This window comes from Mesorhizobium sp. WSM4906, assembly GCF_029674625.1.
GTDB lineage: Bacteria > Pseudomonadota > Alphaproteobacteria > Rhizobiales > Rhizobiaceae > Mesorhizobium.
The window spans coordinates 5,017,062-5,031,406 of the sequence record NZ_CP121355.1 but is presented as its reverse complement, the minus strand read 5'-3'; the positions used below and the strand labels follow the sequence as shown (position 1 = coordinate 5,031,406).

The window sequence follows — 14,345 nt, the reverse complement described above, 5'->3', positions numbered from 1 at the left end:
CCGCATGCACCCAAGGCTGCTGAAGACGTTTCTCGCCGTCGCGCGCACGCACAACGTCACGCGCGCCGCGGCGGAGGTCAATCTTGCGCAGTCGAGCGTCAGTGACCAGATCCAGGCGCTGGAGGCCGAGCTTGGCGCGAGCCTGTTCACCCGCTCGCGGCAGGGGTTGGAACTGACACCGGCCGGCGAGGCGCTGAAACCCTATGCCGAGCAATTGCTGTCGCTCGCCGACGAGGCGCGGGCCGCCATCGATGCCACCAGGAGCGAGACGGCCGGCAGCCTGTCGATCGGCGCGCTGGAGACGATCGCATCCGCACGGCTTCCCGAGTGGCTTGCCGATTTCCGCGCCGCTCATCCCGACATAGACATCAGACTGAAGATCGCTGGCAGCGGCGAGCTGCGGCGCAAGCTGGGAGAAGGCGAGATCGACGTCGCCTTCTGCTTCGACAGGCCCGGCGCCGGCGAAGCGAACGAGCGTTTTGCCAGGCGCATCGTCGCGGCCGAGCCGCTGGTGCTGATCGCGCCGCCCGGCGAGAACCGGACGGACGTCGATCTCAAGGAGCTTGCCGAAAAATGCTTCGTCGCCACCGGAACCGGATGCGTCTACCGTGCCATGATCGACCGGGCCTTCGCTGAGGCGGGCCTCGACGGACCGAAATTGGCTGTGGAAGCCGGCAGCATCGACGCCATCGCCGGCATGGTCGCGGCCGGCACCGGCCTTGGCGTGGTGCCGCGCCTGGCGGTGGCGGCCGCGCTCGATCGTGGCGAGGTGGCCGAGATCGCATGGCCAGCCCCTGTCCGCTCGGCCGAGCTGGTGATGATCTGGCGGCGCCGGCGCGTCCAGCCGCCGGCGCTGAAGGCGCTGCTTGCAGCGATAGGAGAGAATTTCGAGCCCGTCAGATCAGCCGGTGCCCGCCCTCGACATGCAGCGTCGTTCCCGTCGTGAAACCATTGCCGATCAGGAAGCGAAGCGCGTCGGCAATGTCTTGCGGCCGTCCGACGCGGCCGGCCGGCAGCCGCTTGGCCATCGCGGCAAGCGTCTCGTCCTTGGCGTCGCCGGCGACGAGCTGCCAGATCGGTGTGTCGACCCATCCGGGCGAGACGGCGTTGACGCGGATCGGCGCCAGCTCGACGGCCAGGGCCCGCACCAGACCTTCGAGCCCGGCGTTGACGGCGGCGACCACCGAGCCGCGCGCCGCCGGCCGGTAGGCGGCAATGCCGGAGACGAAGGTGAGCGAGCCGTTGGCCGAAAGCTTCGGCGTGCCGTGCTTGGCCAAAAGCAGCGGCCCGTAAAACTTGCTCTCCACCACACGCTGCGCCGCTTCCAGCTCGATCTCGGGCAGCAGCTGGTAGGCGCCTTCGATATCGGCCGCGGTGCTGACGATATGGTCGAGCCGCCCGATGCGCTCAAACAGCGCCGCGACCTCGGCTTCGCGGCTGATGTCGACAACCGCTGTTTCGAGCTTTGCCGGCCGGTTGAGCTCGTCCCGCGCGGCGTTCAGTTTCGCTTCGCCGCGCCCGGCGATGACGACCGTGGCACCCTCATCCAGGCAGCGCCTGGCAAGCGCCAGCCCCATGCCCGAGCTGCCGCCGACGATCAGGATTTTTCGATTGTCCATGTCCATGCCTTTTCTTTGCATGGACGGTGATGTGGCAGGCGAGAGGGCGAAACGGAAACGGAAGAAACCGATAGCGTCATCGAGAGTCCGATGGTGATAAGACGGCCGCCGACGAAAGTCAGGCGGCCTTGTGGAACTCCATGTCGAAGCGAAGCGGGTGGCCAAGCGCCTTGAACGCCTCCTCGAGCGAGTCAAGGCGTGAGTTGTGGTCGAGGCGGAACAGACGATCGACGTGTTCCCGCTGGCATTTCAGTTCGCGCATCAGATCCGCTCGGCTCCAGCCCTTTTCCCTCAGAGCCATGTATAGGGCCGACTTCAGGAAGATGAGCGCCGGAATCTCGACGAACCATCCCTTACCCTTGGTTTCCTTGAGCGGGTAGGGAATGTCGTCGCCATGAGCAATGCGCGCCGCGATCGCCTCCTCGATGGCGTTCCGCCCATTCCGGCAAGCTTCTTCCTTGGTGTCGCCATAGGACACGACCTCATCGAATTGAGGCGCTGTAACCAGCCAGGTATCGTTGTCATCGGGCGTGAGGGCGAGTTCATACCACATACACAGCCTCCTCTATTTCAGGCCCAGATCCTTCTTGATCTTCTCGACCAAGCGCGTTCCAAGTTCCTTGCCGCCGCCGTGCATTGGCAGCTGGGAAACCTTGCCTTTGAGACGGACAGTCAGGTGACCGCTCCCACCACGGTGGGTTTCGAAGGTGCATCCCTGCTTGGCGAGCCAGCGCCGGAGTTCGTTCGCATTCATAAGATAGCGTACTCCACACATCTGTAGAAGTCAACAGAAGTGTTGAGTCTCACTAAGCAATTGAAAAAGTGGAAGAAAATGACTTTTTGGCTGGCGTCCAATTTGCATATGTGCCGTGCGGAGCGGTCGCCCCAGGCCGCTGACGGAAACTGGTAGCAATTATTGCTGCGGTGGCGCGGAATCGTCCAGACTGCAACGATCGGGATAAGCAAACGAGGGCGGCAATGGCACCCATAAAAGTCGATCCGGACAAGGTTCGCGAATTCCCTGATGCCGAGAGTTTCTACGCCTGGCTGGCCGACAATCACGCCAGCGAAAGCGAGGTCTGGATCAAGGTTCACAAGGTGGGTTCGGGTCTTGCCTCGATCACGCCGAAGGAGGCGATCGACGTCGTGCTCTGCTTCGGCTGGATCGACGCGGTGCGCAAGTCGCTCGACGAGAAGAGCTTCCTGCAGCGCTACACGCCGCGCGGCAGGAAGAGCATCTGGAGCAGGATCAACATCGACAATGTCGCCCGCCTGATCGAGGAGGGCCGCATGACGAAGCATGGCCTCGAACAGGTCGAGGCGGCCAAGGCCGACGGCCGCTGGGACCGCGCCTATGGCGGATCGAAGGAGATGACGATTCCGCCCGATCTGCAGGCGGCGATCGACGCCGAGCCGGAGGCGAAGGCGATGCTGGCAAAGCTTTCCGCGCAGAACCGCTTCGCGCTCGCCTTCCGCACCCACAACATGAAGACCGAGGCGGGGCGCAAGAAGAAGATTGCCGACCTGGTGGCCATGCTGAAGCGCGGCGAGACGATCCATCCGCAGAAGAAGTAAGCGCAGACAAAAATGCCGCCCTCGAAGGGTCGCGAACAGGCAAATGAGTCCGGGAGAAGGACGATGACCGGCAAGACAAATCATTCCGGCAAGGTCGCCCTCGTCACCGGCGGCAATCGCGGCATCGGGCTGGAGACGGCCCGCCAGCTCGCCGGGCTCGGCTTCACCGTGCTCATCGGCGTGCGCGACCTCGCCAAGGGCGAGGCGGCGGCAAGCAAGCTCGGCGGCAAGGTCGAGGCGATCGCGCTGGATGTCGCGGCGCCCGACGCTGCCGCCCGTGCCGCGGCCGAAGTCGAGCGTCGCTTCGGCCGGCTCGACGTTCTGGTCAACAACGCCGCCGTCCATTACGACCCGTCCGCGCGGGCGTTGCGGCCCGACTGGAGCGTGATCCGCGAGGCTTTCGAGACCAACGTCTTCGGCGCCTGGCGCGTCGCGGTCGCTTTCGCGCCGCTGCTCGGCGCCTCAGGCCACGGCCGGCTGGTCAATGTCTCGTCCGAAGGCGGCTCGCTCGCCTCGATGGGCGCCGGCGCGCCGGCCTATTCGACCAGCAAGGCGACGCTCAACGCGCTGACCCGCATCCTTTCGGCCGAGCTGCGCGGCTCGGGCGTCTTGGTCAATTCGGTCTGCCCCGGCTGGGTCGCGACCGACATGGGCGGTCCCGGCGGACGTCCCGTCGCGCAAGGCGCGGCCGGCATCGTCTGGGCCGCGACCCTGCCGGATGACGGCCCGACGGGCGGCTTCTTCCGCGATGGCAGAAAGCTGCCGTGGTGAAAGGCGAATTGCGGGGCCGTTTCCGTCGAAACTATGATTTAAACCATTGTTTTCAAGCGTTTTTCCACTACCGTGCTAGAATTCAAGATCGATGGTGGAAAATGACAGGCAAGACATTGTTATTTAATAGTTTTCCACTATGTTTTCAAAAAGGATCGGCAGAGTGGAAAACGGATGCTTAGAGAGCTGACAAGCGAACAGCGCCGCCAACTCATAGATACCCAACAGGTTTATGAGAGCTGGCTCAGCGCCGACGAAGAGCATCAAAGGCGCTTCACGGGCAGCATGCGCTGGGTTGAGCGCAACGGCGCCGAATACCTGCTGCGTAAGGTCGGGCAGACCGAGAAATCACTTGGCCCCAGAAGCGAGGAGGCGGAAAAATCGTTCTCGGCTTTCTCCGAGGGCAGGGAACGAAACAGGGATTTGCTGGCCGGCCTGTCCGATCGCCTGAACGGCCTTGCCAAGGTCAATGTAGCAATGGGCTTGGGCAGGGTGCCCGTTATCGCGGCCCGGATACTGCGGCGCTGCGCCGAAACGAATCTGCTCGGCAAGCAGTTGCTGGTCGTCGGCACGAATGCGCTGTTCGCCTATGAGGCGTTGGCGGGTGTGCAGATCGCGAGCGGCCTCACGGCAACCGGCGACATCGACCTGCTCCTCGACTCGCGCCGCCGGATCAGCTTCGTGACTGGCGCGAAGATAACGCAGTCCGGACTGATCGGCGTGTTGCGCAAAGTGGACCGGTCCTTCAAGCCGCTCCAGCCCAGGGCCTTCAGGGCGACAAACCGGGATGGCTATCTGGTCGATCTCATCCGGCCGCAGGCCAGAAATGTCCTTAAGGACAATGCCCCGACGTCGATAACGCCGCTTGCCGATGATCTCGACGGCGCTCCAATGGACGGATTGCAATGGCTCATCAATGCGCCCAAGACCGAGGCAATCGCTATCGACGAGCGCGGCTACCCCGTAAGGATACCTACGGTCGACCCCAGGATATTTGCGCTTCACAAGGCATGGCTCGCGAGGCGGCCCGACCGGTCCGCGGTCAAGGCGACCCGTGATCGCGAGCAGGCTGAGGCGGCTGCGGCGATTGCTCACACCTACCTGAAGCTTCCACTGGACGGCGACTATCTCAAGGCCTTTCCCGCTCCTCTTCGAGAAGCTGCGATCCGGACGCTCCTGCCGGTAAAGTCGCCTGGGCTTTCCGAGGATTCTGCAATCGAGCCTGATTGGTAGCCGCCCGGCCACCTGGCAATCCATGCTACGAAAATAGCATTCTCGACCCGCGAACGGTGATGCTAGGCTCGCGCCCGCGCACCCCAGGCACACGGGTGGCGTGGTCTCGCAAGGCGAGGAGTGGCAGGCGGGATCAATCCAAAATCCGGACCGAACTGTTGAACCATTGCGAGGCCCGCCGCGTTTCCCGTGGTTGGCCACAAGGGAGGAACCACCAGTGAAAGCATCCTATCTCGTCTCGGCCGCGCTCATTGCGGCGTCCGCAATGCCGGCGGCGGCTGGCGAAATTTCCGACGGCAAGGTCAAGATCGGCATCCTCAACGACCAGTCGGGCGTCTATGCCGATTTCGGCGGCAAATGGTCGGTCGAGGCCGCCAAGATGGCGGTCGAGGATTTCGGCGGCAAGGTGCAGGGCGCGCCGATCGAGATCGTCAGCGCCGACCACCAGAACAAGCCGGACATTGCCTCCAACATCGCGCGCCAGTGGTACGATACCGAGCAGGTCGACGCGATCATGGAGCTTACGACGTCTTCCGTCGCGCTCGCCGTGCAGGGGCTTTCCAAGGAAAAGAAGAAGATCGACATCGTCACCGGCGCGGCTTCGACCGACCTTACCGGCAAGCAGTGCTCGCCTTATGGCTTCCACTGGGCCTATGACACGCACTCCCAGGCGGTCGGCACCGGCGGCGCGCTGGTGCAGCAGGGCGGCGACAGCTGGTATTTCATCACCGTCGACTACGCCTTCGGCTACTCGCTGAAGGAGCAGACCGCCAAGCTCGTCGAATCCAGCGGCGGCAAGGTGCTGGGCGAGGTGCGTTATCCGCTGGGCTCCACCGACTATTCCTCCTTCCTGCTGCAGGCGCAGTCCTCCGGCGCCAAGATCATCGGCCTTGCCAATGCCGGCCTCGATACCTCCAATTCGATCAAGCAGGCGGCCGAGTTCGGCATCGTCGCCGGCGGCCAGCGGCTGGCAGCTCTTCTCTTCACGCTGGCCGAGGTGCATGGCCTTGGCCTGCAGGCGGCGCAGGGCGTCGTGCTCACCGAAGGCTATTACTGGGACCGCGACGACAAGAGCCGCGATTTCGCGGACCGCTTCTTCAAGCGCACCAACCGCATGCCGAACATGATCCAGGCCGGCACCTATTCGGCGGTGACGCAGTACCTCAAGGCCATCGACAAGGCCGGCACCGACGAGACCGAGGCGGTGGCCAAGCAACTGCACGAGATGCCGGTCAACGACGTCTTCACCGCCAACGGCAAGGTGCAGGCCGACGGTTCGATGGTGCACGACATGTATCTCTACCAGGTCAAGAAGCCGGAAGAGTCGAAGAAGGACTGGGACTACTACACCTATCTGGCGACCATTCCCGGCGACAAGGCGTTCATGAAGGCCGAGGAAAGCGGCTGTCCGCTCGTCACCAAGTGACGCTCGAAACCGCAACGGCTGTCCGGCCGGACGGCGGCGAAGAGATGCCGCGGGTGGTGCTTTCCGCCCGCGGCCTGCGGCGCGACTTCGCCGGTTTCGTCGCGGTTAAGGATGTCGACCTCGACGTTCATCACGCCAAGATTCACGCGCTCATCGGCCCGAACGGCGCCGGCAAGACCACCATCTTCAACCTGTTGACCAAATTCCTGCAGCCGACCAGCGGCAGGATCGAGCTGCTCGGCACCGACATCACCCGCACGCCGCCGGCCAGGGTGGCGCGCATGGGGCTGGTCCGCTCTTTCCAGATCTCGGCGATCTTTCCGCACCTGACCGTCCTCGACAATGTGCGCGTGGCGCTGCAGCGCCCTGGCGGGCTGGGCTACCAGTTCTGGCGCCCGGTCTCGGCGCTGGACCGGCTCACGCCGAGGGCGCGCGAGCTGCTCGCCATCGTCGGGTTGGACGATGCCGCGCATCGTTTGGCCGGCGACCTCTCCTATGGCCGGAAGCGCGTTCTGGAGATCGCCACCACGCTGGCGCTCGATCCGAAGGTGCTTTTGCTCGACGAGCCGATGGCGGGCATGGGGCACGAGGATGTCGGGATGATCTCCGGCATCATCCGCTCGCTGGCAAAAGACCGCGCCGTGCTGATGGTCGAGCACAACCTCACCGTCGTCGCCGATCTTTGCGACTGGATCACCGTCATGCAGCGCGGCCAGGTGCTCGCCGCCGGCGACTATGCGACGGTCAGCCAGGACGAGCGCGTGCGCGTCGCTTACATGGGGACCGAGCATGAGCATGAGTGAGCCGCTGCTTGCCCTGCGCGATCTGCACGCCTGGTATGGCGAGGGCCACGCGCTGCACGGCGTCAACCTCGAAGTCCAGCGCGGCGAGACGGTGACGCTGCTCGGCCGCAACGGCGTCGGCAAGACCACCACGTTGCGCGCCATCATGGGGCTGATCCGCAAGCGTACCGGCTCCGTCACCTTCAACGGCAAGGACCTGATCCGTCTGCCGCTCCACCGCGTCGCGCATCAGGGCATCGGCTTCGTGCCGGAGGAACGCGGCATCTTCGCCACGCTTACCGTCGACGAGAACCTGATCCTGCCGCCGGTGGTGGCCAAGGGCGGCATGAGCGTGGAGGAGATCTTCGAGCTCTTCCCCAATCTCAAGGAGCGCCGCAAAAGCCAGGGCACGAAGTTGTCCGGCGGCGAGCAGCAGATGCTGGCAATCGCCCGCATTCTTCGCACCGGCGTCGAGATGCTTTTGCTCGACGAGCCGACCGAGGGACTGGCGCCCGTCATCGTCCAGCGCATCGGCGAATTGCTGGCGACGCTGAAGAAGCGCGGCATGACGACTCTTCTGGTCGAGCAGAATTTCCGCTTCGCCGCCCACATCGCCGACCGCTTCTATCTGATGGACCACGGCAAGGTGGTGGAGGGCTTTCCGGTCGAGCAGCTTTCCGCGCATACCGACAAGCTGCACGAGGTGCTGGGGGTATGATCGGGACGATGGGCCAACAGACACCGCCTTCGGGACGCCGCCGGTCGGGCGCAGATCGCGTCTTGCCGTGTACCTGCCGAGCGTCGGCGCTGCCCCTCATCGCCCTGCCGGGCACTTCTCCCCGTATAGTGACGGGGAGAAGGAGCTGCCCGCACTGCCGGCCTCCTTTCTGCGACGTTGGCGATTGGCGAAAACGGCGACGAGAGCGCCCCTCTCCCCGTCACTATACGGGGAGAGGATGCCGGCAGGCAGGTGAGGGGCGGCGGCAACGTGGACAATTGGAGGTGCCGATGTCCACTGGCCTCTCGGTGATCGCGCCATGACCATGATCTTCGGCATCCCCATCCAGGCGCTTCTCGGCCAGCTCCTTGTCGGCCTCATCAACGGCTCCTTCTATGCCATGCTCAGCCTTGGCCTCGCCGTCATCTTCGGCCTGCTGCGCATCATCAATTTCGCTCACGGCGCGCTCTATATGCTCGGCGCCTTCATCGGCTATCTGCTGCTCGTCCATTTGGGCATCGGCTACTGGCCGGCGCTGATCATCGTGCCTTTGGCCGTCGGCCTGTTCGGCATCGTCGTCGAGCGCCTGGCGCTGTCGCGCCTCTACCGCCTCGATCCCCTCTACGGCCTGCTCTTCACCTTTGGCCTGGCGCTCGTCATCGAAGGCGTGTTCCGCTACTACTACGGCGTCTCCGGCAACCCCTATGCGGTGCCGACGCTGCTTGCCGGCGGCACCAATCTCGGCTTCATGTTCCTGCCCAACTATCGCGGCTGGGTGGTGGTGGCCTCGCTCATCGTCTGCATCGGCACCTGGCTGCTGATCGAGAAGACCAGGCTCGGCTCCTACTTGCGCGCCGCCACCGAGAACCCCGAACTGGTGCAGGCATTCGGCGTCAACGTGCCGCTCTTGCTCACGCTCACCTACGGGCTGGGTGCGGCGCTGGCGGGCCTTGCCGGCATCCTCGCCGCGCCCGTCTACCAGGTCAGCCCGCTGATGGGCTCGGACCTGATCATCGTCGTCTTCGCCGTCGTCGTGGTCGGCGGCATGGGCTCGATCTTAGGGGCCATCGTCACCGGCTACATGCTCGGCCTCGCCGAGGGCCTGACCAAGGTTTTTTACCCCGAAGCCTCCAACCTCGTCGTCTTCGTCATCATGGCGGTCGTGCTGCTGCTTCGGCCGGCTGGCCTGTTCGGAAGGGACGCCTGACATGAGCGAGGCGACCCTTCACGAAGCGCGCGCCGCCGCCTCCATGCGGCTGGAAAGGGCTCTGGTGGCCCTGGGCATAGCGGCGCTCCTCGCGGCGCCTTTCGTCATCTACCCGATCTTCGTGATGAAGATGCTGTGCTTCGCGCTGTTCGCCTGCGCCTTCAACCTGCTGCTCGGCTACACCGGCCTGCTCTCCTTCGGCCACGCCGCCTTCTTCGGCGGCGCGGCCTATTTCTGCGCCTATGCGGTGAAGGCCTGGGGCTGGCCGCCCGAGGCCGGCATCCTGCTCGGCACCGCGGGTGCGGCGGCAATGGGTCTCGTCGTCGGCTTCCTCGCCATCCGCCGGCAGGGCATCTATTTCGCGATGATCACGCTGGCGATGGCGCAGATGTTCTATTTCTTCTGCGTTCAGGCGCCGTTCACCGAGGGCGAGGACGGCATCCAGGGCATTGCGCGCGGCCATCTCTTCGGCATCCTCGATCTCAACGTGCCGATGAACATGTATTTCTTCGTGCTCGCCGTCTTCCTGATCGGCGTCTTCGCCATCTGGCGCATCGTCCACTCGCCCTTCGGCATGATCCTGCGCTCGATCCGGGAGAACGAGAACCGCGCCATTTCGCTGGGCTATTCGGTCGGCCGCTACAAGCTCGCCGCCTTCGTCATGTCGGCCACCCTTGCCGGCCTTGCCGGCGCGGTGAAGGCGATCGTCTTCCAGTTCGCCACGCTGACGGACGTGACCTGGCAGATGTCGGGCGAGGTGATCCTGATGACGCTGCTCGGCGGCATCGGCACCATGGTCGGCCCGGTGGTCGGCGCCGGCCTGGTCGTCGGGCTCGAAAACACGCTTGCCACCTCCGGCTTCCCGGTGACCATCGCCACCGGCCTGATCTTCATGGTCTGCGTACTGATCTTCCGGCGCGGGATTGTCGGGGAGGTCTATGCGCGATGGCTGGGGCGGCAAAGGGGCGAGGGGTGAAGTTGGCGAAAGCGACCGCGACATCCCGGCTGCTTCGTCTTCCTCGGCAACGGCAACTCGGCGCCGCTGCACAACCCGGCCTACGACTTCAACGACGAAGGCCTGCTGCACGGAGCACGTTTCATGCCGCGGTGGTGAGGAGACGGCTGGCGGTGGGCGGTTAGCGATCTCCCCCCTTGTGGGGGAGATGCCCGGTCCACCCTCCTCAGCTGCTGCGGAGGACGGGCAGGGCGGAGGGGGGCGCTGTCCCGCCAGCGTTTCGGCATTTGGTTCTGAGGCGCCCCATCGCTTCGTCATCCTCGGGCTTGACCCCATAGGCGCTAACTTAGCAATCGATGTGCGATGGCGCGTCGTCGTCGGGGTGGTTCGCGCAAGCGGTGGAGCAGCATGTCGAGGGAGATCAACCTGGTAGGCCCCAGTAATACAGCCATCGAGATGTTGGAGATTGCCAAGGCCACGAGACGCCAGATCGGCAGGGCGGATCGGTTCAGGCGGCCAGGGGGAGAGAGTCCGGCGCCTCGGGATCGAGGGCCGGCAGGTCATCTTCGGCCAGCAGGGCGGCCAGCAGAGCGGTGTTGATCCACAGGCGAGCCAGGTCGGGATCCTTTGCGCGGAGATCTTCCAGACCCACCAGCGACTTCATGCGTTTGAACGCCAGCTCGATCTGCCATCGCAGACGATAGGTCGAGGCGAGCCGCTCAGGCGGCCAGTCATCCGGCGGCAGCGATGTCAACAGCACCAGATAGCCGGCCATCTCGATGCCGGCCTGGCTGGGTTTGTATCTCGCCTTGGCCGCCAAACGGCGCGCCGCTCGTCTGGCCTTCTCAGCCGCCTCGGGCGGCATGGGCAGGATCACCACCCGAGCGGGTATCGCGACCCTGGACTTGCCGTCCTGGACGCCCACCGAAAGATCGAGCACGCCCTTCTTGCCCGCTTCACGGCACAGCGCCAAGCGATCCAATAGCCGGCCTTGGCCATCCAGCAGGCGTGGATAGTTTGAAGGGGCACGAACCAGAAAATCAGCCCCTGCCTCGATTACCCGAGCCAGATCGTCGGCCTTGGCGTGGGCACGGTCGGCGATCCGAAGCTCTCCGGCCCTGGCGCCGCGCGACAGCCGCTCGGCTTCATGGCGATCCGTGACCTCCACCGAACAGAGCTTCAGCGTTGCAAGATCAAACACCGTGTGCACCATCCAATAGACCCGCTTGGGACCAGGCGGCGCAACTACCGTGGCGTCCACCGCCATCATCCGCAGGCCTCCGTACAAGCCGGCGAAGGCTTCGGGGCAGCGCTCGGCAAGCAATTCCGAAACCAGGCCGCCCACCCAATCAGCACTGGCCTTCAGACGCTTCAGCATCGCCACGTCGGACATCGACGCCACTCCCCGCTGCTCGGCCCAACCAGCCAGCATCCGAAGCGAGAAGCGACCCAGCACATAGGCAAAACACAGCCGCAGCAGGTCAGCAGCGCTAGCCACCTGCCGTTTGCGCAGCAGCGCCCCAGCCTCCCGCGCGCTGGTCTCCAACTCTTCCGCCGAGCCCAATCGTCCGACCAGCTCGTCCCAATCCAAGGCTTGCAGCGAATCGCTCATGACCACGGTGAATCACTCACCACGATCACCGTCAAGCCTAAGTTAGCGCCTATGGGGCTTGACCCAGGGCTTGACCCGAGGATCCATGCCGTGACGATCGACGTAAAGTGCTGCGGTGCAGAATTCTGCAACCGTTGCAACGCCTCAGCGTCACGGCATGGATCCTAGGGTCTTCGCCGCGTCGCTTCGCTCCTTGCTTCGCCCTAGGATGACGAAGCCGATAGGCGGCGCCATCCGTCGGCTCCGACCCGGTAACCCTTTCTTCTTTCGTTCCGTGCACAATGGTCAGACGGGGGACGGAAGAAAACCAGGGCATGGCGGACGACGAGAAACGCAAGGGCGAATTCTGGGCGCTGGCGCTCGACCGCGCCCAGCTTGGCCTTTGGGACTGGAACCTCGCGACCGGCGACTGCTATTATTCGCCGACCTGGTCGCGGATGCTGGGCTATGCCGAGGGCGAGCTCGCCAACACGTCCGATCTCTGGCTGAAGCTCACCCATCCCGACGACCGCGAGCGGGCGCTGGCGAGCGGCGACCGTCACATTGCCGGCCTCGTCGATTCCATCGAGACGGAACTGCGCCTGAAGCATAAGGACGGCCATTGGGTCTGGGTGCTCGACCGCGGCGGCATCGTCGAGCGCGACGCCGAGGGCAAGCCGCTGCGGCTGATGGGCGTGCAGACCGACATTACGAAGCAGAAGGAGGCCGAGGCCGCGCTGGAGCAGGTCAATGTCCGCTTTCGTCTCGCGCTCGCCGCCAGCGGCACCGGCATCTGGCACTACGACATCGGCACCAACAAGAGCTATTGGGACGCGCGCACCAGGGAGATCTTCGGCCTGGTCAGCGACACCGACGAGGTGACGGCCGATCTCTGGCACACCTATCTCCACCCGGACGACAAGGAGGCGACCGAGCGCGCCCACCTGCCGCCGCCCGGTTCGGAAAGCGTTACCGCCACGCAGTACCGCATCGTGCGGCGCGACGGCGTGGTCCGCCATGTCGAGTCGCTGGTGCGCTTCATCGCCGCCGCCGGTTCCGCCGGGCAGATCCTCGGCACCGTGCGCGACATCACCGACGAGAAGAAGCGCGCCGAGGAGCTCGCCTACGCCGCCCACCACGACGCGCTGACCGGGCTGTGGAACCGCGCCGCCTTCGACCGGCTGCTGGCCGAAAACATCGGCGCCGCGAACCGGCTGCCGCTCGCCGTGTTCTACGTCGACCTCGACTACTTCAAGGCGCTCAACGACTATGCCGGCCATGCCGCGGGCGATATCGCGCTGAAGAGCGTCGCCGCGGGCATCCGCGCCAGCCTGCCGCCCACGGCGCATGCCGCGCGCCTCGGCGGCGACGAGTTCGCGCTGCTGGTGCCGAACTGCGACGACGCCTGCGCCGAGCGGCTCGCCCGCGCCGTGCTCGCCGCGGTGCGCGACGCCGACCTTGGCTCCGCCGCGACGTCCCGCAGGTTGGCGGCCAGCATCGGCATCGCCTTCGTGCGCGATCCCAGGATGACGGTGGCCGACGCGCTGGCCTGCGCCGACGACGCCTGCTACGTCGCCAAGGCCGGTGGGCGCGACCGTTTCGCGGTGTTCGCTCCCGAAACGGCCTCGGGTTCCGGCGGTCTCAACGCCGCGCGGCTTGCCGCCAAGCTGGTCGACGCGATGGAGGACGGCAGGCTGAAGCTGTTCGGCCAGGAGATCCATCGCCTGGGCAGGCCCTGGGAAGAGAGCCGCCATGTCGAGGTGCTGGCGCGGCTCGAAGGCCGCAACGGCAAGCTGATCCCGCCGGGCGAGTTCATACCGGTGGCCGAGCGCTTCGGCCTTGCCGCCCGGCTCGACCGCTGGATCATTCGCACGGCGCTGTCGCGCCATGGCAAGGCGATGCTCTCCGGCGCCATCTCGCTCGACTTCAACCTCTCCGCGCAGACGCTCTCCGATCCGCAGCTTTGGGATTTCGTCGATCAGGCGATGGCCGAAAGCGGCGCGCCGCCATCGGCCATCGGCTTCGAGATCACCGAGACAGCCGCCGTCACCAATTTCGACGCGGCGGAAGAATTCGTGCGCAAGGCCAGGCAGCGCCGTTGCCGCGTCAGCCTCGACGATTTCGGCGCCGGCATGAGCTCCTTCGAATATCTGCGGCGCTTCCCCATCGACGCCATCAAGATCGACGGCTCCTTCGTCGAGCACATCGCCGACAGCCGCTTCGACCGCGAGATCGTCTCGGCGATCACCGGCATCGCCCGCTCGATGGACTGCGCGGTCGTGGCCGAAAAGATCGAGGAAGGGAACGCGCTGGAGATCCTCATCGGCATGGGCGTCGCCTATGGCCAGGGCTATCTCCTGCACCGGCCCGAGCCTCTGGAGGCGATCGTGGCGCGGGCCGCGCTCGAAAGGCCGCGTGCCAGGATGGGCGGCATAAAATAAGCGACTGCTAAAATTGCGATCACTTGC

Annotated in this window: 14 protein-coding genes and 1 pseudogene; 11 read left to right on the top strand and 4 right to left on the bottom strand. The window is 65.1% G+C overall.

Annotated features, from left to right (window positions below):
• The first annotated feature begins 4 nt into the window (after window positions 1-4).
• Window positions 5-946 carry a LysR family transcriptional regulator gene (locus tag QAZ22_RS24265; RefSeq protein WP_278203261.1) on the top strand — a complete coding sequence of 314 codons (942 nt, stop codon included), beginning with the start codon at window positions 5-7 and terminating at the stop codon, window positions 944-946.
• On the opposite strand, the gene QAZ22_RS24260 is transcribed toward QAZ22_RS24265, so the two are convergent.
• From QAZ22_RS24260 to QAZ22_RS24250, 3 genes are all read right to left on the bottom strand, one after another.
• Entirely contained in the window at window positions 897-1,625 is a 729-nt protein-coding gene (locus QAZ22_RS24260; protein ID WP_278203260.1) for an SDR family oxidoreductase, read from the bottom strand. The genes QAZ22_RS24265 and QAZ22_RS24260 overlap by 50 nt on opposite strands.
• Before the next feature lie 112 nt (window positions 1,626-1,737).
• A complete protein-coding gene (locus QAZ22_RS24255; RefSeq protein ID WP_278203259.1) occupies window positions 1,738-2,172 on the bottom strand; it encodes a type II toxin-antitoxin system HicB family antitoxin in 435 nt (144 codons plus the stop codon).
• A gap of 12 nt (window positions 2,173-2,184) precedes the next feature.
• Window positions 2,185-2,373, bottom strand: a complete 189-nt coding sequence (locus QAZ22_RS24250) for a type II toxin-antitoxin system HicA family toxin (RefSeq protein ID WP_278203258.1) — start codon at window positions 2,371-2,373, stop codon at window positions 2,185-2,187.
• Between the two features lie 224 nt (window positions 2,374-2,597).
• On the opposite strand from QAZ22_RS24250, the gene QAZ22_RS24245 reads away from it, so the two are divergent.
• The 9 genes and pseudogenes from QAZ22_RS24245 to QAZ22_RS24205 all read left to right on the top strand — a co-directional run.
• The gene (locus QAZ22_RS24245; RefSeq protein WP_278203257.1) at window positions 2,598-3,194 is read left to right on the top strand and encodes a YdeI/OmpD-associated family protein; all 597 of its coding nucleotides are present in this window, start codon (window positions 2,598-2,600) and stop codon (window positions 3,192-3,194) included.
• 63 nt (window positions 3,195-3,257) lie between these two features.
• Window positions 3,258-3,965, top strand: a complete 708-nt coding sequence (locus QAZ22_RS24240; protein ID WP_278203256.1) for an SDR family NAD(P)-dependent oxidoreductase — start codon at window positions 3,258-3,260, stop codon at window positions 3,963-3,965.
• Between the two features lie 174 nt (window positions 3,966-4,139).
• A complete protein-coding gene (locus tag QAZ22_RS24235) occupies window positions 4,140-5,198 on the top strand; it encodes a nucleotidyltransferase domain-containing protein (protein WP_278203255.1) in 1,059 nt (352 codons plus the stop codon).
• A gap of 217 nt (window positions 5,199-5,415) precedes the next feature.
• Complete coding sequence (locus tag QAZ22_RS24230; RefSeq protein ID WP_278203254.1) at window positions 5,416-6,624, top strand: ABC transporter substrate-binding protein; 1,209 nt, start codon at window positions 5,416-5,418, stop codon at window positions 6,622-6,624.
• A gap of 44 nt (window positions 6,625-6,668) precedes the next feature.
• The gene (locus tag QAZ22_RS24225) at window positions 6,669-7,427 is read left to right on the top strand and encodes an ABC transporter ATP-binding protein (RefSeq protein ID WP_278207929.1); all 759 of its coding nucleotides are present in this window, start codon (window positions 6,669-6,671) and stop codon (window positions 7,425-7,427) included.
• Window positions 7,414-8,124, top strand: coding sequence for an ABC transporter ATP-binding protein (locus tag QAZ22_RS24220; protein WP_278203253.1), 711 nt, complete (start codon window positions 7,414-7,416; stop codon window positions 8,122-8,124). Before QAZ22_RS24225 ends, QAZ22_RS24220 begins: the two co-directional genes overlap by 14 nt.
• Before the next feature lie 319 nt (window positions 8,125-8,443).
• Entirely contained in the window at window positions 8,444-9,331 is an 888-nt protein-coding gene (locus QAZ22_RS24215; RefSeq protein WP_278203252.1) for a branched-chain amino acid ABC transporter permease, read from the top strand.
• A gap of 1 nt (window position 9,332) precedes the next feature.
• A complete protein-coding gene (locus tag QAZ22_RS24210; RefSeq protein WP_278203251.1) occupies window positions 9,333-10,307 on the top strand; it encodes a branched-chain amino acid ABC transporter permease in 975 nt (324 codons plus the stop codon).
• A 24-nt stretch (window positions 10,308-10,331) separates the two neighbouring features.
• Window positions 10,332-10,471, top strand: a pseudogene (locus QAZ22_RS24205) (amidohydrolase); the annotation flags it as partial.
• Window positions 10,472-10,794: 323 nt separating this feature from the next.
• Here the strand turns inward: QAZ22_RS24205 and QAZ22_RS24200 are convergent.
• Window positions 10,795-11,898, bottom strand: coding sequence for an IS4 family transposase (locus QAZ22_RS24200; RefSeq protein ID WP_278203250.1), 1,104 nt, complete (start codon window positions 11,896-11,898; stop codon window positions 10,795-10,797).
• Between the two features lie 314 nt (window positions 11,899-12,212).
• Here QAZ22_RS24200 and QAZ22_RS24195 point away from each other — a divergent pair, with 314 nt between their 5' ends.
• Window positions 12,213-14,318: an EAL domain-containing protein gene (locus QAZ22_RS24195; RefSeq protein ID WP_278203249.1), complete on the top strand. Its 2,106-nt coding sequence runs from the start codon at window positions 12,213-12,215 to the stop codon at window positions 14,316-14,318.
• Window positions 14,319-14,345 lie beyond the last annotated feature (27 nt).

Excerpts from the sequence above, each read along its gene's own strand:
- QAZ22_RS24265 (WP_278203261.1), top strand. The coding sequence starts at position 5 with ATGCACCCAAGGCTGCTGAAGACGTTTCTCGCCGTCGCGCGCACGCAC.
- QAZ22_RS24260 (WP_278203260.1), bottom strand. The coding sequence starts at position 1,625 with ATGGACATGGACAATCGAAAAATCCTGATCGTCGGCGGCAGCTCGGGC.
- QAZ22_RS24255 (WP_278203259.1), bottom strand. The coding sequence starts at position 2,172 with ATGTGGTATGAACTCGCCCTCACGCCCGATGACAACGATACCTGGCTG.
- QAZ22_RS24250 (WP_278203258.1), bottom strand. The coding sequence starts at position 2,373 with ATGAATGCGAACGAACTCCGGCGCTGGCTCGCCAAGCAGGGATGCACC.
- QAZ22_RS24245 (WP_278203257.1), top strand. The coding sequence starts at position 2,598 with ATGGCACCCATAAAAGTCGATCCGGACAAGGTTCGCGAATTCCCTGAT.
- QAZ22_RS24240 (WP_278203256.1), top strand. The coding sequence starts at position 3,258 with ATGACCGGCAAGACAAATCATTCCGGCAAGGTCGCCCTCGTCACCGGC.
- QAZ22_RS24235 (WP_278203255.1), top strand. The coding sequence starts at position 4,140 with ATGCTTAGAGAGCTGACAAGCGAACAGCGCCGCCAACTCATAGATACC.
- QAZ22_RS24225 (WP_278207929.1), top strand. The coding sequence starts at position 6,669 with ATGCCGCGGGTGGTGCTTTCCGCCCGCGGCCTGCGGCGCGACTTCGCC.
- QAZ22_RS24220 (WP_278203253.1), top strand. The coding sequence starts at position 7,414 with ATGAGCATGAGTGAGCCGCTGCTTGCCCTGCGCGATCTGCACGCCTGG.
- QAZ22_RS24215 (WP_278203252.1), top strand. The coding sequence starts at position 8,444 with ATGACCATGATCTTCGGCATCCCCATCCAGGCGCTTCTCGGCCAGCTC.
- QAZ22_RS24210 (WP_278203251.1), top strand. The coding sequence starts at position 9,333 with ATGAGCGAGGCGACCCTTCACGAAGCGCGCGCCGCCGCCTCCATGCGG.
- QAZ22_RS24200 (WP_278203250.1), bottom strand. The coding sequence starts at position 11,898 with ATGAGCGATTCGCTGCAAGCCTTGGATTGGGACGAGCTGGTCGGACGA.
- QAZ22_RS24195 (WP_278203249.1), top strand. The coding sequence starts at position 12,213 with ATGGCGGACGACGAGAAACGCAAGGGCGAATTCTGGGCGCTGGCGCTC.